The sequence below is a fragment of the Microbacterium sp. ET2 genome (assembly GCF_030347395.1).
GTDB classification, from domain to species: Bacteria; Actinomycetota; Actinomycetes; order Actinomycetales; family Microbacteriaceae; genus Microbacterium; species Microbacterium albipurpureum.
Window position 1 is genome coordinate 2,008,384 of the sequence record NZ_CP128170.1, and the last position, 19,626, is coordinate 2,028,009.

The 19,626-nt window shown below is 69.8% G+C and carries 21 protein-coding genes and 2 pseudogenes; 19 read left to right on the top strand and 4 right to left on the bottom strand.

Annotated elements, in window-relative coordinates; genetic code table 11:
- Positions 1 to 26: 26 nt before the first annotated feature.
- The 15 genes and pseudogenes from QSU92_RS09700 to QSU92_RS09770 all read left to right on the top strand — a co-directional run bounded on the left by QSU92_RS09700 (position 27) and on the right by QSU92_RS09770 (position 12,137).
- Positions 27 to 1,100, top strand: coding sequence for an amidohydrolase family protein (locus tag QSU92_RS09700; protein ID WP_289261263.1), 1,074 nt, complete (start codon positions 27 to 29; stop codon positions 1,098 to 1,100).
- Positions 1,097 to 1,522, top strand: a pseudogene (locus tag QSU92_RS17590) (ABC transporter substrate-binding protein); the annotation flags it as partial. The gene QSU92_RS09700 and the pseudogene QSU92_RS17590, both read left to right, overlap by 4 nt.
- A 77-nt stretch (positions 1,523 to 1,599) precedes the next feature.
- Complete coding sequence (locus QSU92_RS09710; RefSeq protein WP_289261267.1) at positions 1,600 to 2,121, top strand: ABC transporter substrate-binding protein; 522 nt, start codon at positions 1,600 to 1,602, stop codon at positions 2,119 to 2,121.
- Between the two features lie 39 nt (positions 2,122 to 2,160).
- Entirely contained in the window at positions 2,161 to 2,973 is an 813-nt protein-coding gene (locus QSU92_RS09715) for an ABC transporter permease (RefSeq protein WP_289261269.1), read from the top strand.
- Positions 2,970 to 3,800, top strand: a complete 831-nt coding sequence (locus QSU92_RS09720; protein WP_289261271.1) for an ABC transporter permease — start codon at positions 2,970 to 2,972, stop codon at positions 3,798 to 3,800. The genes QSU92_RS09715 and QSU92_RS09720 overlap by 4 nt, the downstream gene beginning before the upstream one ends.
- Before the next feature lie 8 nt (positions 3,801 to 3,808).
- A complete protein-coding gene (locus tag QSU92_RS09725; RefSeq protein WP_289261272.1) occupies positions 3,809 to 4,615 on the top strand; it encodes an ABC transporter ATP-binding protein in 807 nt (268 codons plus the stop codon).
- Between the two features lie 34 nt (positions 4,616 to 4,649).
- Positions 4,650 to 6,137 carry an aldehyde dehydrogenase family protein gene (locus tag QSU92_RS09730; protein WP_289261274.1) on the top strand — a complete coding sequence of 496 codons (1,488 nt, stop codon included), beginning with the start codon at positions 4,650 to 4,652 and terminating at the stop codon, positions 6,135 to 6,137.
- Positions 6,137 to 6,481, top strand: a pseudogene (locus tag QSU92_RS09735) (thiamine pyrophosphate-binding protein); the annotation flags it as partial. The gene QSU92_RS09730 and the pseudogene QSU92_RS09735, both read left to right, overlap by 1 nt.
- Positions 6,482 to 6,767: 286 nt before the next feature.
- Entirely contained in the window at positions 6,768 to 7,916 is a 1,149-nt protein-coding gene (locus tag QSU92_RS09740; protein WP_289261276.1) for a thiamine pyrophosphate-dependent enzyme, read from the top strand.
- On the top strand, positions 7,913 to 8,965 hold the full coding sequence (locus QSU92_RS09745; RefSeq protein WP_289261279.1) for an amidohydrolase family protein: 1,053 nt from the start codon (positions 7,913 to 7,915) through the stop codon (positions 8,963 to 8,965). The genes QSU92_RS09740 and QSU92_RS09745 overlap by 4 nt, the downstream gene beginning before the upstream one ends.
- 89 nt (positions 8,966 to 9,054) lie before the next feature.
- On the top strand, positions 9,055 to 9,621 hold the full coding sequence (locus tag QSU92_RS09750; RefSeq protein WP_289261281.1) for an NADPH-dependent FMN reductase: 567 nt from the start codon (positions 9,055 to 9,057) through the stop codon (positions 9,619 to 9,621).
- Positions 9,622 to 9,893: 272 nt separating this feature from the next.
- On the top strand, positions 9,894 to 10,142 hold the full coding sequence (locus QSU92_RS09755) for a hypothetical protein (protein WP_289261283.1): 249 nt from the start codon (positions 9,894 to 9,896) through the stop codon (positions 10,140 to 10,142).
- On the top strand, positions 10,139 to 11,032 hold the full coding sequence (locus tag QSU92_RS09760; RefSeq protein WP_289261284.1) for an aminoglycoside phosphotransferase family protein: 894 nt from the start codon (positions 10,139 to 10,141) through the stop codon (positions 11,030 to 11,032). The genes QSU92_RS09755 and QSU92_RS09760 overlap by 4 nt, the downstream gene beginning before the upstream one ends.
- A 101-nt stretch (positions 11,033 to 11,133) precedes the next feature.
- Positions 11,134 to 11,817, top strand: coding sequence for an acyl-CoA synthetase (locus QSU92_RS09765; protein ID WP_289261286.1), 684 nt, complete (start codon positions 11,134 to 11,136; stop codon positions 11,815 to 11,817).
- Entirely contained in the window at positions 11,814 to 12,137 is a 324-nt protein-coding gene (locus tag QSU92_RS09770; RefSeq protein WP_289261289.1) for an amino acid transporter, read from the top strand. The genes QSU92_RS09765 and QSU92_RS09770 overlap by 4 nt, the downstream gene beginning before the upstream one ends.
- A 4-nt stretch (positions 12,138 to 12,141) precedes the next feature.
- Here the strand turns inward: QSU92_RS09770 and QSU92_RS09775 are convergent, their stop codons facing one another.
- From QSU92_RS09775 to QSU92_RS09785, 3 genes are all read right to left on the bottom strand, one after another.
- On the bottom strand, positions 12,142 to 12,882 hold the full coding sequence (locus tag QSU92_RS09775) for a YqjF family protein (RefSeq protein WP_289261291.1): 741 nt from the start codon (positions 12,880 to 12,882) through the stop codon (positions 12,142 to 12,144).
- Positions 12,883 to 13,079: 197 nt separating this feature from the next.
- A complete protein-coding gene (purB, locus tag QSU92_RS09780) occupies positions 13,080 to 14,462 on the bottom strand; it encodes an adenylosuccinate lyase (protein ID WP_289261293.1) in 1,383 nt (460 codons plus the stop codon).
- Between the two features lie 36 nt (positions 14,463 to 14,498).
- Positions 14,499 to 15,020 (bottom strand): low molecular weight protein-tyrosine-phosphatase, encoded by a 522-nt coding sequence (locus tag QSU92_RS09785; protein WP_289261295.1) that lies wholly within the window; start codon positions 15,018 to 15,020, stop codon positions 14,499 to 14,501.
- A 136-nt stretch (positions 15,021 to 15,156) separates the two neighbouring features.
- Between QSU92_RS09785 and QSU92_RS09790 the strand changes: the two genes are divergently transcribed.
- Both QSU92_RS09790 and QSU92_RS09795 read left to right on the top strand, forming a co-directional pair.
- A complete protein-coding gene (locus QSU92_RS09790; RefSeq protein ID WP_289261297.1) occupies positions 15,157 to 15,447 on the top strand; it encodes a hypothetical protein in 291 nt (96 codons plus the stop codon).
- Positions 15,444 to 16,826: a hypothetical protein gene (locus QSU92_RS09795; protein WP_289261299.1), complete on the top strand. Its 1,383-nt coding sequence runs from the start codon at positions 15,444 to 15,446 to the stop codon at positions 16,824 to 16,826. Before QSU92_RS09790 ends, QSU92_RS09795 begins: the two co-directional genes overlap by 4 nt.
- Here QSU92_RS09795 and QSU92_RS09800 read toward each other — a convergent pair.
- Positions 16,795 to 17,193, bottom strand: a complete 399-nt coding sequence (locus tag QSU92_RS09800; RefSeq protein ID WP_289261302.1) for a phage holin family protein — start codon at positions 17,191 to 17,193, stop codon at positions 16,795 to 16,797. The genes QSU92_RS09795 and QSU92_RS09800 overlap by 32 nt on opposite strands.
- 120 nt (positions 17,194 to 17,313) lie before the next feature.
- Here QSU92_RS09800 and QSU92_RS09805 point away from each other — a divergent pair, with 120 nt between their 5' ends.
- Both QSU92_RS09805 and QSU92_RS09810 read left to right on the top strand, forming a co-directional pair.
- Entirely contained in the window at positions 17,314 to 18,441 is a 1,128-nt protein-coding gene (locus QSU92_RS09805) for a histidinol-phosphate transaminase (protein WP_289261304.1), read from the top strand.
- An 82-nt stretch (positions 18,442 to 18,523) separates the two neighbouring features.
- Positions 18,524 to 19,621: a thiamine pyrophosphate-dependent dehydrogenase E1 component subunit alpha gene (locus tag QSU92_RS09810; RefSeq protein WP_289265871.1), complete on the top strand. Its 1,098-nt coding sequence runs from the start codon at positions 18,524 to 18,526 to the stop codon at positions 19,619 to 19,621.
- Positions 19,622 to 19,626: the final 5 nt, after the last annotated feature.

The following is a 19,626-nucleotide window of genomic DNA, read 5'->3' on the forward strand; positions in this document are numbered from 1 at the left end:
CGACGGGGACGAAGGGATCCGACTCGATGAAGATCGACGCCTTCTGCCACCTGCTGCCCGCCGCCTACGCCGAGCGGCTGTTCGCCATCACCGACAGCCCCGTCGCCCGCAACATCCAGAAGCGGGTGAGCGGCGTGCCCGCACTCGTCGACATGGGTGAACGCTTCCGGGTGATGGACGAGTTCGGGCCCGACTACCGGCAGATCATCAACACCGCCGCCCCGCCCCTCGACGACCTCGGGCCCGCCACCCGAACGGCCGAGCTGGCACGGATCGCCAACGACGGCATGGCGGAGCTGGTGGCGGACAACCCCGACCGCTTCACCGGGTTCTGCGCCGCGGTGGCCCTGGATGACGTCGACAATGCGATCGCCGAAGCCGAGCGGGCCTTCGATGAACTGGGCGCCGTCGGTGTGCAGATCTACACCCACGTGCACGGCGGTCCGATGGATCAGGAGCGCTTCTTCCCGTTCTACGAGGCCGTCGCCCGTCGCGGCGACAAGATGATCCAGGTCCACCCGTGCCGTGACTCCAGCTGGACGGATTACAAGACCGAGGAGCGCTCGAAGTTCGAGATCTGGTGGACGCTGGGATGGGAGTACGACCTCTCCGCGTTCATGTCGCGACTGGTCTTCTCGGGTGTGTTCGAGCGTCTGCCCGACATCAAGATCCTCATCCATCACGGCGGGGCGATGATCCCCCACTTCGCCGGTCGCGTGGGACCGGGCTGGGACCAGCTGGGTACGCGCACACCCGCCGACCAGGCGGAGGACGTGCAGGGCTACCCCCTGACCCTGCGTCCCATCGAGTACTTCAAGAAGTTCTACGTCGACACCGCGTACTTCGGCGCCGGCGACTCGATGCGGACCGCGATCAAGTTCTTCGGCGTGGATCACACGCTCTTCGGATCGGACACCCCGTTCGACCCCGAGAAAGGTCCGGGGTACATCCGCGACACGCTCGCGAACCTGCAGGACATGGACATCCTCGACGACGCCGACCGCGAGCAGATCTACCACGGCAACGTCACCGCACTCCTCGGCCTGGACGCGTCGTCCGGCATCCGTTCCCACTCTTTTGAATCCGAGGTCCTCTCATGATCCGATCAACCCGCCGCGCGATAGCCGGCATCGCCGCCGCGACCCTCACCGTCCTCGCCCTGTCCGGATGCTCGGCACCCGCAGGGGAGTCGGGCGGCGCAGACGAGTCCGACGGCGGCGCGCCGGAGAAGTCGCAGCTGACAGTGGCGATCAACCCCTCCACCCAGTTCGCCCCGCTGTACTACGGCATCGAGCAGGGGATCTTCGAAGAGCACGGGCTCGAGCTCGAGATCACCCCGCAGACCGATATCGCCGCCATCGTCTCGGGACTCGCCAGCGGCACCTACGATGTGGGCTTCGCCACCGTCGTGCATGTGGTGACCGCGAACTCGAACGGCATCCCGATCCGTGCGATCTCGACCATCGAGGGTCAGATCCAAGAGGATGACGACGGCACGCTGACCATCGCCGCCGCTGATTCCGGCATCACCGACTTCGCCGACCTCGAGGGCAAGCGAGTGGCGACCATCGGTCTGTCCTCTCACAACACCCTGACGATGTGGGGCTCGTCGATCGTGCCGGCGCGGACCCGACGAGCATCGAGTTGGTGCAGCTGCCCTTCGGACAGATGGCCGCCGCCCTCGACAGTGGTGACGTCGACGCCGCGATCATGCAGTGGCCGTTCGCGGCGGAGGCGCTCGCCGCCGGCGGCGTCGAGCTCGGGTACAACAACCGGGAACTGTTCGTCGATACGGCGACGACCCTGTTCAACACCTCGCAGTCCTTCATCGACCAGAACCCCAACACCGTCAGGGCCTTCGCCGACGCGATGGAGGAGTCGATCCTCGGTTCGACGGAGGACCCCGAGGCCGCGAAGGCCTCGCTGGTCGACGGGCTCGGCATCACGGCCGAGCAGGCGGAGAGTGCGCGCTGGAACGATGGTGGCGATCCGGCCCTGAACCTGACCGCTTTCGAGACGGCGCGAGACCTGCTGGTGAAGTTCAGCACCGATCAGTCCGCGGCGACGGCACTGGAGAACCTCGACGTCTCCACCGTCGTCTGGCCGGGCGCGATCGAGTGATCGCGCCCCCGCGGCGGCCCCCGAGGAAGGGATGAGGTGATGACGAAGAACAAGCTGGCGTGGCTGAACTGGGCACTCCCCATCGCGACCGTCGTCGTCGTCCTCGTCCTCTGGCAGGCCGTCACGGCGACCGGCATCGTCAGCCCCGCGCAATTCCCCACGATGACCGACACGATGGCGGCGCTCGGTCGCGAGATCTCGACCGGTCGCATCTGGCCCGCCGTGGGCGCGACGCTGATCGGATGGGTGCTGGGGATGATCATCGTCATCTCGCTGGGCCTGGTCATCGGCACGATGCTCGCCTTCAACGGCTTCGCGCAGCGCAGCACCGCGCCGGTCATCGAGACGTTCAAGGCGATCCCCGCCATCGCGATCCTGCCACTGGTCATCCTCATCGCAGGGTCCACACTTCCGATGAAGGTGTTCCTGGTCTGCTTCGCCGCCTTCTGGCCGTTCCTCATCCAGGTGATCTACGGCGTCCGGTCGATGGACCCCATCGTCCTCGACACGGCGCGGGCCCTCGGGATCCGCGGCGCACGCCGCTTCCTCGCGATCAGTATCCCGAGCGCCTCGCCGTACCTCGTCACCGGGATGCGCATCGCCTCGGCTCAGGCCCTGATCCTCTGCATCGTCGCCGAGATCGTCGGCGGCGCGGCCGGCATCGGTCGCAACATCCTGCTGGCTCAGAACACGGGGGTCGTGGCCTACCCGACGATGTACGCCTACATCATCGCCGCCGGCGTGCTGGGCATTGCCCTGACCGGGGCCTTCTTCCTGCTCGAGAAGCGGGTCATGCACTGGTACGAGTCACAGCGGAACATCCGCGCGTCGAACAAGGTGGGGACAGCATGACCCGGGTCGTCACGAGTGCCGTTCCGACGACCCGGCCGCGGCGGCGGAGCAGGGGAGGGGGCCGTGTCGGCCAGATCGCGACACCGCTCTGGCTCCCCGTCGTGCTCATCGCCGCATGGTGGCTGTTCTCCCTCGGGTCGACGTCGCCGTTCTTCCCGCCGCTCGGCGACATCCTTGTCGACACGTGGAACCAGTGGGTGGTGTTCGGGGCATGGACGAACGCGGTCGTGAGCCTGCGCAACCTCTTCCTCGGCTACATCCTCGGAGTGGTCATCGGGGTCGTCGGGGGGTCGCTCCTCTGGCGCCTGCAGTACCTGCGCGTGGCGTTGAATCCGATCATCTACTTCCTCTACGTGCTGCCGGCGCCGGCGCTGCTCCCGGCGATGATCGCGATCTTCGGGATCGGCGACATGCGTCAGATCGCCCTCATCGCCCTGGGATCGATCTGGCCTACGCTGCTGAACACCCTGGACGGGATGCGCGGCGTCGACACGGTGAAGTTCGACACAGCCAAGGCGCTGCGGTTGGGCGGGTGGCGCACCTACACGCGCCTCGTCCTGCCCGGCGCCAGCCCGCAGATCGCCGCCGGCCTGCGCGCCAGCCTCACCGTGGCGATCGTCCTCATGGTCGTCAGCGAGATGGTTGCCGCGAACTCGGGGATCGGCTTCTTCATCCTGCAGGCGCAGGCGGAGTTCGCCATCAAGAAGATGTGGACGGGCATCCTCGTGCTCGCCGTCATCGGCACCGCCCTGAACTATCTGTTCGTCTTCATCGAGCGACGCGTACTGCGGTGGTACTACCGCTCCCGTGCGCTCGCCGGATCTTAAGGAAACGCATGTCCGTCGCATCCCCTCCCTCCACGGCGACCGAAACGGTCCTCGCCGTAGATCAGCTGCGCAAGATCTACGGCGAAGGCACCGAGCAGGCCAACATGGCCATCGACACCGTGTCGTTCGAGGTCGACAAGGGCGAGTTCGTCTGCATCGTCGGCCCCAGCGGCGCCGGCAAGACGACTCTGCTGCGCTGCATCTCGGGGTTGGCGTCGCCGAGTTCCGGCTCGGTGACCTTCGAGGGCCGGGTGCTCACCGAAGTGCCCGAGCAGCTGGGCCTGGTATTCCAGGACTACAGCCGATCGCTGTACCCCTGGTTCACCAACGGAGACAACGTCGCACTGCCGCTCTCTGCGCGCGGGATGTCACGGACCGAGCGCGAAGCGCGGGTGAGCGAGACCCTGCATGCCGTCGGCCTCGGGCACGTCGAGGACAAGTACCCCTGGGAGCTCTCGGGCGGGATGCAGCAGCGCGTCGCGATTGCTCGAGCACTGTCGTATCGTCCCGAGCTGCTGTTGATGGATGAACCCTTCGCCTCGGTGGACGCCCAGACCCGTTTCGACCTCGAGGACCTGATCCTCCGGGTGCGCCGCGATCTCGGCATCACCGTGGTCCTCGTCACCCATGACATCGATGAGGCGATCTACCTCAGCGATCGCATCGTCGTGCTCTCGAAGAACCCGAGCGTCGTGCGCGAGGTGGTCGACGTCGATCTCGGCGACGAGCGTTCACAGGTCGAGACGCGTTCGAGCGGGCGGTTCCTCGAGCTGCGCAACCACCTGCTCTCACTCGTCATGCCGAAAAAGGGCTGACGCGAGTGCACGAGCCGATGATCAGGAGAAGCGAATGAGCACGACGACGATGCAGAACGAGGTGGTCGGACACGTGATCGGGGGCGAGCGCGCGCCCGCCGACCGCACCTTCGAGGTGCGCAATCCCAGCCGGACGGCCGAGGTCGTCGGAGTGGTGGCGGACGGCACGGCGGCTGATGCGGTGAGGGCGGTGGATGCGGCCGCGGAAGCGGCGGGCGCCTGGGCCGCCACGTCGATCGCCGAACGGGTCGAGCGGCTGCGTCGTATCGCCGACGCCGTCGACGCCCACGCCGAGCAGCTGATCGACCTCGCGACGCGCGAGAACGGCAGCATCGTCGCGACGATCCGGCGGGAGGTGGCGGCGTCGGCCGACTCCTTCCGCCATGTCGCCGACTACCTCTCCCGTGTCCTCGTGCCGAAGGAGTTCGCCGGGCAGACGGCCGGCGAATCCGTCCATGTCGAGCGGCGGCCCTACGGCGTCGTGGCCTGCATCGTGCCGTGGAATGCGCCGGTGCTCCTGACCGCCAACAAGCTCGCCCCTGCGATCGCCGCAGGCAATGCCGTGGTGCTCAAGCCCTCCCCGTTCGCGCCGCTCGCCGTGTCCCTGCTCGCCGCACTCGCGGCAGACGTGCTGCCCCCGGGCGTGGTCAACATCGTCAACGGCGATGCCGACGTCGTCCGTGCGCTCGTCGATGATGCGCGCGTGCGGAAGGTGTCGTTCACCGGAGGCGGGGCGACGGCGAAGCACGTCATGCGGCAGGCCGCCGACTCGCTCCTGCCGGTGCACTTCGAGCTCGGCGGCAACGATCCCGCGATCGTGCTGGCCGACGCCGATCTCCCGGTCACCGCCGACCGGATCGTGCTGTCGGCCTTCCGGCGCGCCGGCCAGGTCTGCTTCGCGACGAAGCGCGTCTACGTGCAGCGCGGTGTCGCCGACGAGTTCGCCCGGCTGCTGGTGGAGCGGGTAGACCGGATGGTCGTGGGAGACGCCCAGGACGAGCGCTCCGACATGGGCCCGGTCAACAACACCGGCCAGTTCGCGCGGGTGACCGAGCTGCTGGAGCGCACCCGCGCAGCCGGTCGTGATGTCCGGATCCTCGGATCGAAGCTCGATGAGGCCGCGTGGGGCGGTGGGCATTTCCTGTTGCCCGCCGTCGTCCTGGACGCCCGGCAGAACGATGAGGTCGTGCGCGAGGAGCAGTTCGGCCCGATCCTGCCGGTCGTGGTCGTCGATGACGAAGAGGAAGCGGTCAGGTACGCCAACGACACGGAGTACGGTCTGTGCTCGTCGGTGTGGTCGGCGTCGCGCGACCACGCGCTCGACGTCGCCGCGCGCATCGAGGCCGGTGTGACGTTCGTCAACAGCGCGATGTTCTCCGAGACGGGCGCCCGCGAGATACCGATGGGTGGCTGGAAGCAGAGCGGCATCGGGTGGGAGGGGTCGCCCTACGGCATCGACGAGTACCTGCAGTTCCACAGCGTCGACGTCCATGCCCTTCCCGACTCGGGCTCCGCCTCCTGATGGCGGACTCCGAGCGCAGCGCCGGCGCGCTCCTCATCGACGCGCTGCGCAGCGCCGGCGTGACCCATCTGTTCGCGAACTTCGGAAGCGATCACCCGGCGATCATCGAGGCGCTCGCGCAGGACCGCGCCGCAGGCGTCGACGTCCCCACCGTCATCCTCTGTCCGCATGAATTCAGTGCGCTCAGCGCTGCGCACGGGTACGCGGCCGCCACAGGACGACCCCAGGCCGTCTTCGTGCACACCGATGTCGGCACGGCCAACCTCGGGGGCGCCGTGCACAACGCCGCCCGTTCCCGGGTGCCGGTCTTCGTGTTCGCCGGTCTGACGCCGTACACGCTGGAGGGCGAGCTGCCGGGCGGCAGGAACACGTTCGTGAACCACCTGCAGGATGTCGCCGACCAGCACGGCCTTGTCCGGCCGTACGTGAAGTGGAGCTACGACCTCCGCACCGCCGTCAACGTTCCGCAGGTCGTGCACCGGGCACTGCAGATCGCGCGAAGTGCGCCCGCCGGGCCCGTTTATGTCACGGCGGCCAGAGAAGTGCTCGAGCAACGGGCAGCCGACGTGCCCCTCGACGTCGAGCGGTGGCAGCCTGTCTCCGCCAGTCCTGCCCCCGACGGCGTCGTCGATGAGTCTCTTCCGAGCGCTGACGCAGGCGTCCCGGCCCCTCATCGTCACGACGTACCTCGGGCGGCGGCACTCCGCCGTTCCTCGGCTCGTCGATCTCGCGGAGCGGCTCGGCATCCCGGTCGTCGAGTACAACGCCGAAGTGCTGAGCTTCCCTCGCGATCACCCCCTCCACGCCGGCGATGATCCACATCCCTTCCTCGCGGAGGCGGATGTGATCCTCGCGATCGACATCGTCGTCCCGTGGGTGGATGTGCTCGGCCGGCCCACGTCGGACGCCGCGGTGTTCGTGGTGAACGAGGATCCTCTCCAGGAGTCCCTGCCGCTCTGGTACGTGCCCGCCGGCCGGTTCGTGCGTGCCGACGCCGAGACGGTTCTCCGCCAGCTGCTCGACCGCTGTGCGCCCGCGCCGGACGAGGCTGCGCGGACCCGGACGGCCGCCTCCCGCCGGATGCTGTCGGAGATGCGGGACGCAGTGGATCGGCAGGCGGATTCAGACCTCGCCGCCTCCCGCCTCACTCCCGCGAGCGTGGCCAGGGTCCTCAGCGGCCTGCTCGACGACGACGCGGTCGTCGTCAACGAGGCCATCTCGAACGCCCCGACGATCTGGCGACACCTGCCGCGCCGACGTCCGGGCACCCTGTACGGCAATCGCGGCACCGCTCTCGGCTGGTCGGGCGGCGGCGCGCTCGGGATCAAGCTCGCAGAGCCGGATGCGACGGTGGTCAGCATCGTCGGAGACGGAACGTTCTTCTTCTCGGCGCCCGCCTCCACCTACTGGATGGCGGAGCACTACGGCCTGGCGGTCCTCACCGTCGTCCTCGACAACGGCGGGTGGAACGCCACGAAGCGCAACCTGGAGCGCCTCCATCCCGACGGGACCGCCGCGCGTACCGACCGGCTGTGGGTGAACCTGCAGCAGAGCACCGACTTCGGCGGTGTGGCGGCCGCGGCAGGGGGCGCCTGGAGCGGAACTGTGGCGGATTTCGATCAGCTCGAGGGCGTCCTGCGCGAGGGCTTGCGTCACGTGGAGGCGGGAACGCCCGCCGTCGTGACCGTGCACCTCGTCCCCATCTCCGCCCAGCCGGAGGACGCCGCGGACCCGCACCGGCACCATCACCACATCCCCATGGAAAGGGCGGCACCGTGACATCGACCGACACTTCGCGAAACCATCTGCGGATCGCGACCGAGGAGGCCTGGGCCCCGCCGGAGATCATCGCCCTCTACCGTCGGCACCTCTCCGATAAGACGATCGCAGACATCGGGTTCTCGAGCCTCATGGGCTACTTCCTCAGTTCGCCCCATCCGCAGCCTCAGGCGGTCGTGGCACGACTGCAGGATGCCGCGGAGCGTCGCCTGTCGGACATGGACGCCACCGGGATCGACCATCAGGTGCTGGCCCTCACCTCTCCGGGGACCCAGGTGCTGGATGCCGCGGAGGGAACGAGCATCGCGCGCCTGGCCAACGATCGTCTGGCGGAGATCACGCGCTCTCATCCGTCGAGATTCTCCGGCCTCGCGGCGGTGTCGTACGAGGACGTCGACGCTGCCGTGGTCGAGCTTCGACGGGCCGTATCCGAGCTCGGGCTGAAAGGCCTGATCCTCAACGACCACATCCGGGGCGCCTACATCGACGCCCCGCGGTTCGCGCCGCTCCTCGCGGCGCTGGAAGAGCTGGATGTGCCGCTGTACCTGCACCCCAACACTCCGCCGGACAGCATGATCGGCCCCTACTTCGAAGCCGGTCTGGATGGCGCCGTGCACGGGTTCGGTGCGAGCGCCGGCCTGCACCTGCTGCGAATCATCACGTCCGGCGTCCTCGACCGGCACCCTCGTCTGCGGGTCGTCGTCGGTCATCTCGGCGAGGGGCTGCCCTTCTGGCTGCACCGCATCGACCATATGCACGCAAAGCAGGTCGCCTCGGGACGCTACGACGCGATCAAGCCGCTGGCTCAGCCGCCGTCCGCGTACTTCTCGTCGCAGATCTGGTTGACGACCTCCGGGATGCCGTGGGGTCCGGCCATCATGTTCACGCGCGAGGTGATCGGCGCCGATCGCGTCATGTACGCGATGGACTACCCCTACCAGTTCGACGGGGCCGAGGTCGACGCGCAGGAGGCCCTTCCGATCAGCGACGACGAGAAGGCGGACTTCTTCGAGCGAACGGCGCGGAAGGTCTTCGCGCTCGACTTCTGACCACGCACAGATCCCCGTCGCCGTCCAGACCTGGAGCCGCAGCTGATCCGCGTGTGATCGTTGCGTAACGCCAATGGTGAGGAGACATCATGTCCACGTATCAGGTCGGGTACTTCATCGGCAGCCTCTCGTCGACATCCATCAACCGGGTGCTGTCGAAGGCGCTCATCCGCCTCGCGCCCGACGATCTCGAATTCACCGAGATCCCCATCGGGGATCTGCCTCTGTACAGCCCCGACTTCGACAGCGCTTATCCGCCCGAGGCGCGCGCACTCAAAGAGGCGATCAGCGGCTCCGACGCCGTCATGTTCGTCACGCCCGAGTACAACCGCAGTATCCCCGGTGCGCTGAAGAATGCGATCGACTGGGCGTCGCGGCCCTGGGGTGAGAACTCGTTCGACCACATTCCGGCTGCCGTGGTCGGCGCCTCGGTCGGACAGATCGGCACCGCGGTGGCTCAGCAGAGCCTGCGGGGAGTCCTCAGCTACTGCAACGCACGTCAGATGACCGCTCCCGAGGCCTACATCCAGTTCTCCGAGGAGGTCTTCGGCCCCGATGGCGAGATTCACGCGGAAGACACCGAGGCGTTTCTCCGCGACTTCATGAGCGAATTCCGCGACCACGTCGAACGGGTGCTCACCGTCCTTCCGCGCTGACAGCCGATCCATCTCGTCCTGACGTACCTACCGTCAGCAGCGGCTGGAGCGCATCGAGGCCGTCGATTCGGAGGTCCGCTGACGCACGCGGCTGCGCCTGCCCTGCTGCGCAGCCCGCCGCAGCGCCACAACCGCGCGTTCCTTTCCACCACCCTGCACCGCCCCACCCTCGCGCGGGGATCGACCTTCACTCGGTCCGTTGGCGGCGAAGCGACCGTGGGTCCGCAGATCTCCGTGGAAGCGTCGACGACCCGCGCGCGTAGGGTGAGGGTATGTCCCACCCCGAGCCCCGTCCGCCGCGAAAGCCCCTCCGGGTGCGGATGCGCGAGGAGGGCGGGTGGTTCAACTGGATGAACGCCGTGCTCATCCGCAAGGCCGGGCCGGCTGCGGTCGGGCCCTACGACACCGAGCCCGAGCCCGAACGCACCGAGCGGCCCTGCCCCCTCTGCGGTGCGCCGATGTCGCAGCACACGTTCGACCGCACCGGCCCCCGGCCGCGAATGTTCTGTCCGCAGCAGTGACCGGAAGCCACCCGGCCCCCGCTATCGATGCATCCCGGATCGACGCACAGCTCGTCCGGGCGCTGATCGCCGAGCAGTTCCCCGAATGGGCGCACCTCCCTGTGCGCTCCGTGCCCCACGGCGGGAACGACCACCGCATGTTCCGCCTCGGCGAGGCGCTGTCGGTTCGCCTGCCGTCCGCGCCCGGCTACGTGCCGCAGGTCGCCAAAGAGCAGCGCTGGTTGCCGCATCTCGCGCCATCGTTGCCACTCCCGATCCCGGCGGTGCACGGCGCCGGCCGCCCCTCCCGCGGCTTCGCGGGACCGTGGTCGGTGTACGGCTGGATCGAGGGCGACCCGGCCGGCGTGGTCGAGGTCGATGACGCATCGCGGTTCGCCGCGGACCTCGCCGCCTTCCTCGTCGCCCTCCGCGCGGTGGACGCCGCCGGTGGCCCGTCCCCGGGCCTGCACAGCGGATACCGCGGCGGTCCGTTGGCGCATTACGACGACGAGACGGCGGCGATCATCGACCGGCTCTCCGGTCGAGAGCGCGATCTCGCCGGGGGGATGTGGCGCGACGCGCTGGCCGCATCCTTCGACGGGCCGCCGGTGTGGGTGCACGGTGACGTGTCCATCAACAACCTGCTGGCACGCGACGGGCGCCTGAGCGCGGTGGTGGACTTCGGATGCTCCGCCGTCGGTGATCCGGCCTGCGACACCGTCATCGCGTGGACCTTCTTCGACGGCCCCGCAGCGCGCGTCTTCCGTCGAGAGCTCGCCGTCGACGACGGCACCTGGGTGCGGGGGCGCGGCTGGGCCCTGTGGAAGGCGCTGATCATGATCACCCACATCCCCGCCGACCAGCGCCTGCTGGCGCGCCGCGTTCTGGACCGCCTGTTCGCGGAGCGCTGAGGCCGCGGCATCCGCTTCTCTCGCCGGTGAAGCATCCCCGAATCCGCCCGGCGGCCACGGCCTACACTGGAAACGCCCCGATCCCCGTCCGAAACGCCGCCATGCCTGCTGCCGCCACTCCCCGCGCTTTCCGTGCGCGCGACCTGCAGCTCGCGCGTGCCCTCTTCGCGGCGATCGTCGCGGTGATGATCACCTTCTCGCCCGACCACTCGGCCGCCATCGGCCTGTCGGTCTTCAGTGGATTCGCGATCGCGACCGGCCTCGTCTTCCTCCTCGCGGCCTGGCTCGTCTATCCCGCGGGTGCGCGGTGGCAGGCGATCCTCATGGGCATCCTCAGCGTGGTCGCAGGCATGGCGGGCGGCATCCCGGCGTGGCGGTCGGAGGTCACGTTCGTCGTCATCGTCGCCGTCTGGGCGCTTGCGACCGGACTCACCGAGGCCCTGTCGTCGTGGCGAGAGGTGCGCCTCTCCCGCGGAGCCCCCGAGCTCGCCGTCGCCGCCCGCGAGGCCCGCGACGGTCTGGCGGTGGGCCTCATCACCCTCGTGCTGAGCGTCGCCCTGATCTCGGTGCCGGTGTCGTACGCGCTGGAATACACGATCGACGAGGCGGGCACCTTCACCCTCACCGGCACGACGATCGGTGTCGGCATCCTGGGCGGCTATGCCGCCATCATCGCGGTGTGGCTGGCGATCGCCGGCTTCTCGCCGCGCCCCGCGGCGGTCGCAGAGACCACCGAACCCACTGGTGACGCCGCTGCGGTGTCATCCACGGAGGATTCCCGATGACCGACAAGCTCACCCGACGCGATCTGCTCAAGCCCGTGCAGCTTCTGGGTCTCGCCTTCGGGGCGGCGCTCTTCGCGGGTTTCGTGACCCTGATGTCGATGGGGTTCTTCCAGCAGGGCGGCGGCGAGCAGGCCTCCCGCGCGCTCGTGGTCGCCGGCATCGTGGCCGGGGTGACGTTCATCGTCACCCTGCTGATCGTCTCGCTGCTGCTCCTGGCCGTCGACCCCGCCACCGTGCAGAAGCCGATGGATCGCCCGGTGCTCTACGACGACCCCGCCGACGCGCCCGACGCGCCGGGCGGCGGGTCGACGACCCCGTAGGGGCTCAGATGCGGACGGCGCGGCTGAAGCGGGTGTGGAACCCCGGATGCTGCGCCGGCGTCGCCAGCACGGAATCCGGCGTGCGACCGGCGAGACCGGGGAACCCGGCGTCTGAGACCAGGCCGTCGTCGAGCGCCCGCACGCGCGCCTCGACCAGCGGCCACGGCGCGTGCTCGTTGGCCGCCCAGATCGTCTGCCCGAGATGCGTCTCGTGGAACCCCCATCGCGCGGTGAGGAAGCGCGACAGCGCGGTGTCGACCGGTTCGGTGGTGCGCTCGACGGCGATGCGGGTGCCGGGGCCCACAGCGCGGCCGTCGACGCGGCGCCGCCGGGAGCGGTATTCGATGAGCGGGCCGGTCTTGCGCATCCCCATCCGCGCCCACCGGTAGGGAAGGCCGAAGATCGCCCGCGCCGCCAGTACCGGCGCCAGGTGCTCGGCCTCGAGGGTGCGGAAGACGACGCCCCGCCGCCCGGCGGCGTCGACGCCGTAGGTGCGGACGTTGATCTCGCGGAACGTGCCGACGAACGGCACCGGAGGAAGCGGCAGGAACCGGAACTCGCTCAGCACGAACGGCACGAGGCCGACCCAGGCCGACCCGTCGAAGACGTCGGGCTCCACCCCGCGGGGGAGGAGCGGCGCGACTGCGTCGGGCGTGACCCGCCAGTGCAGGAACACCGCGTCACTCCAGCGCTGCGCGATGACGGCGCGCCGTTGCAGGGGCGGGGCATCGCGCTCGAGGGTCACCCTCCGATTCTCGCCGCCGTCGCGGCATCCCGGCTCCCGCTCTTCCGCCCCGCGCCGTCCCGCGCCGCCCCTTGCCCATCGCCGAACCACCCGAATCGCGCCGAGCCACCCCTCCAGAGGCGGTGGTTCGTCGCGATGACGGTGGCTCGGCGGAGGGGGCGGAGGCGGGGGAAGGGCGGCAGCGCGGCGCGCGGGGATCAGCGCGCGGGCGGGACCAGGTCGGCGGCGAGACCCACGTACCCGGCGGGCGTGAGAGCGATCAGCCGCTCCTTCGCCGCGTCGCCGATGTCGAGACCGCGCACGAACTCCGCCAGCTCCGGCCCACCGACGCGGCGCCCGCGGGTGAGGTCCTTCAGCAGCGCGTAGGGGTCGGTGATCTGCGAGCGTCCCGCGGTGATCTCGGCGCGCACCACCGTCTGAATCGCCTCGGCGAGCACCTCCCAGTTCGCGTCGAGATCGGCCAGCAGCACGTCGCGGCGCAGCGAGATCTCGCCGAGCCCGCGCAGCAGGTTGTCGAGCGCGAGGAGGGAGTGGCCGAAGGCGACGCCGATGTTGCGCTGCGTGGTGGAGTCGGTGAGGTCGCGCTGGAGGCGCGAGGTCACGAGCGTGGAGGCCAGGGTGGTGAACAGGCCCCCCGCGATCTCGAGGTTCGCCTCGGCATTCTCGAAGCGGATCGGGTTGATCTTGTGCGGCATCGTCGACGACCCGGTCGCGCCGGCGACGGGGATCTGCGCGAAGTACCCGAGGGAGATATAGGTCCAGACATCCGTCGCGAGGTTGTGCAGGATGCCGCCGGCGTGACGCGCCCGGTCGTAGAGCTCGACCTGCCAGTCGTGCGATTCGATCTGGGTGGTGAGCGGGTTGAAGTCCAGACCCACTCCCTCGATGAACTCCCGCGTGATCGTCGGCCAGTTCACCTGCGGGTCGGCGGCGAGGTGCGCCGACCACGTGCCGGTCGCCCCCGAGAACTTCGCGAGGTACTCCGATCCCTGGATGCCGCGGACCACCCGCTCGAGCCGCGCGGCGAACACCGCCAGCTCCTTCCCCATGGTCGTGGGGGTCGCCGGCTGCCCGTGCGTGCGCGCCAGCATCGCGGCATCCCGGTGCTCATCCGCCAGCCGCCGGAGGGCGGCGATCACGTCGCGCAGCTTCGGCAGCCAGACGTCGTGCACCGCGCGCTTGACGGTGAGGGCGTAGGCGGTGGAGTTGATGTCCTCGCTCGTGCAGGCGAAGTGCGTGAGCTCGGCGATGCGGTCGAGCCCGAGGGAGGTCAGGCGATCGCGCACGAGGTACTCGACGGCCTTGACGTCGTGACGGGTGACCGCCTCCTTCTCGGCGAGCCAGTCGATCTCGGTCTGCCCGAAGTCGAGATAGAGCACGCGCAGGCGGTCCTTGTCCGCGGGCGCCAGCGGCCGGGTGCCGAAGAGGGAGGATTCGGTCAGGGTGATCAGCCACTCGACCTCGACCTCGACGCGGGCACGGTTCAGCCCCGCCTCGGAGAGGTAGTCGGCCAGCGGTGCGACCGCGGCCCGGTAGCGCCCGTCGAGCGGGCTGAGCGGCTGAGGGGGAAGTGAGGGCACGATGCTCCCGTGACGACGCGGTCCCGCGTCAGCACCTCACGGAGACGTGGTCGCGGGACGGATGGCGGGTTCCAGCTGCCGGAAGAGCGCCCGGCTCGCGTTCTCGATCATAGCGAGCACCTGGTCGAACATCGCCGGGCCCGCGTAGTAGGGGTCGGGGACGTCGACGCCATCGGCACGCGCGTCGAACGAGCGCAGCAGCGCGATCTTGTCGGCGTCGCCGTCGGTAGGTGCCCACCCGCGGAGGATCCGTTCGTGGCTGCGGTCCAGGGCCACGATGAGGTCGTGGCGGTCGAAGTCGGTCTGGGTGAACTGGCGCGCGCGGTGGCGGGAGCCGTCGTAGCCGCGGCGCTCGAGCGCCGAGAGCGTCCGCTCGTCGGCACGTTCGCCCACGTGCCAGTCGCCCGTGCCGGCGCTTGTGGAGACGACCCGCGAGGCGAGCCCGGCGTGGTCGGCGAACGCGCGGAACACCACGTCGGCCATGGGCGAACGGCAGATGTTCCCGGTGCACACGAACACGACGCGGAACGGCGCAGAGGGCGAGGCGCTCGCGGTCATGGGTTCCATTCTGGGGGTGAAGGCGCGGCGTGCAAGGGCGTCGACCGTTCCTGCACAGCCCGGGGTTCGGCGGCATCGCCTCACAGATCCCCGCACCCCTCCCCGCGGGGGACAGCCGGACCTCGATCATCGTCCCATGCTCTCCACCGCCGCCTGCTCCCCCGGTGCCGAGGCGAGTGCGGTCGCGCTCGCCGCCGTCGTCCGTGAGCTCCGTTCCGTCGCGTCCGCGCTCGCCGACGCGACGACGACCGCCCGCTCCCTTGATCACGCCACAGGCTGGCGCGCCCGTGCCGCCGAGGCCTTCCACGAGAAGGCCGCGTCATGGGCAGGAGACGTCTCCGGTCTCACCTGCCAGCTCGAGACGGTCATCTTCGAGGCGCAGTGCGCCAGTGACCGGGCGGCACTGATGGCGGAGGGATGCTGGTGAGCGACGGCCTGGAGATCCGCGGCGGCGGCGCGGTCTCGGTCGACACCGAGTCGCTTCGTGAGGCCGCCGGGCGCTTCGACCGGATGATCGACGACCTCGACGTGCTGCAGCGCCGCTTCGGCGTCGCGCGGGCCGAGCTCGCCGACGAACGGCGATACGGGTGGGGGGCGTCAGGGTCCGCGATGATCTTCGCTCACGATCTCGATGCGACGATCGTGCAGGCGGCGCAGATCGCCGGTGACCTCCGCCACGCCGCCGCCGTCTACGAGCTGGTCGAGTTGGACGCCGAGCACGCCGCCCTGTCGGCGCGCGGAGACGGCGCCGGGATCGCCGCCGTCGAACTGCGGCGGGCCGAGCTGCTGCGCCTGTTCCCCGGCGCCGACGCGGAGGCGTTCATCGCCCGATTCGACCGGGCGGTGATGTGGCCGAGCTACCTCGTGCGTCAGGCGACCGAGACCGGAAGCGAGCTCGGGGGCGTCTTCAGCGAGCTCGGCGCCGCGATCGGGGGCGTCGCGCTGGGTGGTGCGACACTCGGCACCGCCGTGGTCTTCGGCGTCGGCGGGTGGGGGCGTCTCGCGCGCGACGCGCGCCTGAGCGGCGAGCCATCGGCGGTCGTGCTCCGGTCGACCCCACCCCCGCCGCGGATGACCACGGCACCTCCCGATCTGGCGTCGGCCGCAGCCCGCATGCCGGGGGCGGGTGACGCGCGGGTTCGGGTGGAGAAGTACACGATGCCCGACGGCACAGAGCAGTTCGCGGTGTACATCGCCGGCACGCAGTCGCTCGGCGTCGGCGGGGACGATCCCTGGGACGTGCAGTCCAACGCCGAGCTGTACACCGGCAGCCGCTCGGCGTCGTACGAGGCGACCCTCGCCGCCCTCGAGGCCGCGGGTGCGAAGCCCGGCGACACCGTGCATGCCTTCGGCCACTCGCAGGGGGCGATGATCGCGGCGCACCTGGCGTTGGAGGGACCGTACGACATGGCGACGATGGTCTCGTTCGGGTCGCCGGTCGAGGCCGACGTCGGCGCGGAGACCCTCGCGGTCGCCATCCGGCACTCCGACGACCCGATCTCGATGCTCGCCGGCGGCGGACACGAAACCGCGGTCGGGGCGCCGGGCAGTTTCACCGCCGAGCGCGAGGCGCACGCCGACTCCGGGGTGGTGGATGCGACCGTGCCGGCGCACTCGATGCGCAGCTACGCCGAGAGCGCCGCCCTGGTCGACGCCTCGGGCGACCCGCGGGTCAGCACCGTGCATGAGGTGTTCGCACGGCTCGGCCGGGCGGACGCCGTCGCTGTCACCGAGTACGCCGCGTCGCGTCCGGCGCCGCCGGCTGCCGGGCTGCTCAGTCCTCGCGACGGCGCGGCCGCAGGATGATTCCGGCGATCCAGTTGATCACCGAGATGATGAGCGCGGCGATGATGCCGCCCCACCAGAACTCCTCGACGCGCAGCCCGAAGCTCCACCACTGGGTGAACCACGCGGTCAGCCACAGCAGGAAGGCGTTGATGAGCAGCCCGATGAGGCCGAGGGTGAGGATGTACAGCGGGAAGGCCAGCACCTTGATGACCGTGCCGATGATCGTGTTCACGATCGCGAAGATCGCCGCCACGAGCAGCAGGGTGAGGATCAGCTGCAGCGTCTCTCCCGGCGCGAAGGGGATGACGAAGACCTGGAGAGCGGGAATGAGGGTGACGACCCAGATCGCGAACGCATTCACGACCACGCGGATGAGGAAGCCCATGCGGCGAGTGTGCCACGCCGCCCCGGTGTCCGCGACACCTTGACGCGCGCGACGACGCCTCCTTCTCCCGGTATCCGCACGCCCGTGGCTCCCGGGCCATCCCGCCGTAGACTCGGTGCCGTGAGCGACGCTGCAGACATCCCGGTTCGCGTGCGCCCCGGCATCGCCTCCCTGCCGCCGTACAAGCAGGGCACGCAGGCGGGGCCCGACGCCTTCAAGCTCTCGAGCAACGAGAACCCGTTCGATCCGCTGCCGGGAGTGCTCGAGGCGGTGCGGGCTGCCAGCGCCTTCAACCGGTATCCGGATGCCACGGCCACGCGTCTGCGCGAGCGCCTCGCCGCACGCTTCGGCGTGACGCTCGACGAGGTGCATGTGGGCGCGGGAAGCGTCTCGATCCTCGCCCAGCTGGTGCTCGCCACCTCCGGTCCCGGCGACGAGGTCATCTACGCCTGGCGCTCATTCGAGGCCTATCCGTGGCTGGCCGTGCTCGCCGGCGCCACCCCCGTGCAGGTGCCGCTGACCGTCGACTCCCGACACGACCTCGATGCCATGGCCGATGCGATCACCGATCGCACCCGCGCGATCCTCGTGTGCAGCCCGAACAACCCCACCGGGCCCGTGGTCGGTCAGGACGAGTTCGACGCCTTCATCCGCCGCGTGCCCTCCGACATCCTCGTGATCCTCGATGAGGCCTACGCCGAGTTCGTCACCGCCCCCGGCGCGGTCGACGGGCTCGCCGTGCTCGGCAATCGCACGCGCGGCGGGGCGGAGCTGCCCAATGTCGTGGTGCTGCGCACCTTCTCCAAGGCGTTCGGCCTCGCCGCCCTCCGCATCGGGTACGCCATCGGGCATCCGCGCATCCTCGATGCCGCGCGCACGACGGCGATCCCACTGTCGGTCACCGCCCACGCCGAGGCGGCTGCGCTCGCGAGCCTCGACGCCGAGGAGGAGCTCCTCGACCGCGTCCGGCACATCGCCGCCCGCCGTGACCGGTTGGCCGAGGCTCTCCGCGAGGCCGGCTGGGCCGTTCCCGAGGCGCAGGGAAACTTCGTGTGGCTCCCCGCGCACGAGAACACCCTCGCGATCGCCGAGACGTTCACGGGCGCGGGACTCATCGTCCGTCCGTTCGCCGGCGATGGCATCCGCGTCTCGGTCGGTGAGGAAGAGTCTGTGGATCACGTCCTACGAATCGCCGCCTCCGTTGTCGGAGACCTCCCAGAAGCCCATCCGGGCCGGCGGCTAGCGTAGAACGGTGACTCTGCACGCAGGCCCCGCCTCGTCTGAACCCGCCGCGTCGGGAGACTCTGCTCCCGACGCCCGTTTCGTCCGCATCCTCGACGCAGACGGCACGCTGTCGCCGACGCCCGCCGCCGAGCCGTACCTCGCCGTCATCGACGCGCTGAGCGACGCCGAGCTCGAGGGTCTGTACCGCGACATGGCCGAGATCCGCGCCTTCGACGTGCAGGCGACGAACCTCCAGCGTCAGGGCCAGCTCGCCCTCTGGCCGCCGAGCTTCGGTCAGGAGGCCGCTCAGGTCGGCTCGGCGCGTGCCGCGCGCGCCCAGGACCACATCTTCCCGTCCTACCGAGAGCACGTCGTCGCCCGCATCCGCGGCGTCGACCCGGTCGACATCATCCGCCTCATGCGCGGCCTCACCCATGGAGGCTGGGACCCGACCGATCCCCGCAACGGCAACACGCACATCTACACGCTGGTGCTGGGAGCGCAGACGCTGCACGCGACCGGACTCGCGATGGGCCTCGTGTTCGACGGCCGCAGCGGCACGGGCGACGTCGAGCGCGACGAGGCGGTCATCGTCTACTACGGCGACGGCGCATCCAGTCAGGGCGACGTCCACGAGGCCATGGTCTTCGCCGCCAGCTACCAGACCCCCGAGGTGTTCTTCCTGCAGAACAACCAGTGGGCGATCTCCGTGCCGGTCGCGACGCAGTCGCGCTCGCCGCTGTACCGCCGCGGCGACGGGTACGGCATCCCCGCGACCCCGATCGACGGCAACGACGTGCTCGCCGCCTACGCGGTGACCCGCGTCGCGCTCGACGACGCGCGCACCGGTCAGGGCCCCCGCGCGATCGAGGCGATCACCTACCGGATGGGCGCCCACACCACCAGCGACGATCCGACGAAGTACCGCACCTCCGACGAGGAGCAGTCCTGGGCTCGGCGCGATCCGATCGCCCGCATGGAGACCTACCTGCGTTCGCGTGGCGCCTCTGAGGCGTTCTTCGCCGACGTCGAAGCCTCGGCCAAGGCCCTCGCCGACGACACGCGCGTTCGCACCAACGCCCTCGGCGGCATCCCCACCGCCCTCATGTTCGACCACGTGTACTCCGAGCCGCACCCGCTCGTCGACCAGCAGCAGCGCTGGCTCGCCGACTACGAGGCGTCGTTCGAGGAGGGGACGTCGTGACCACC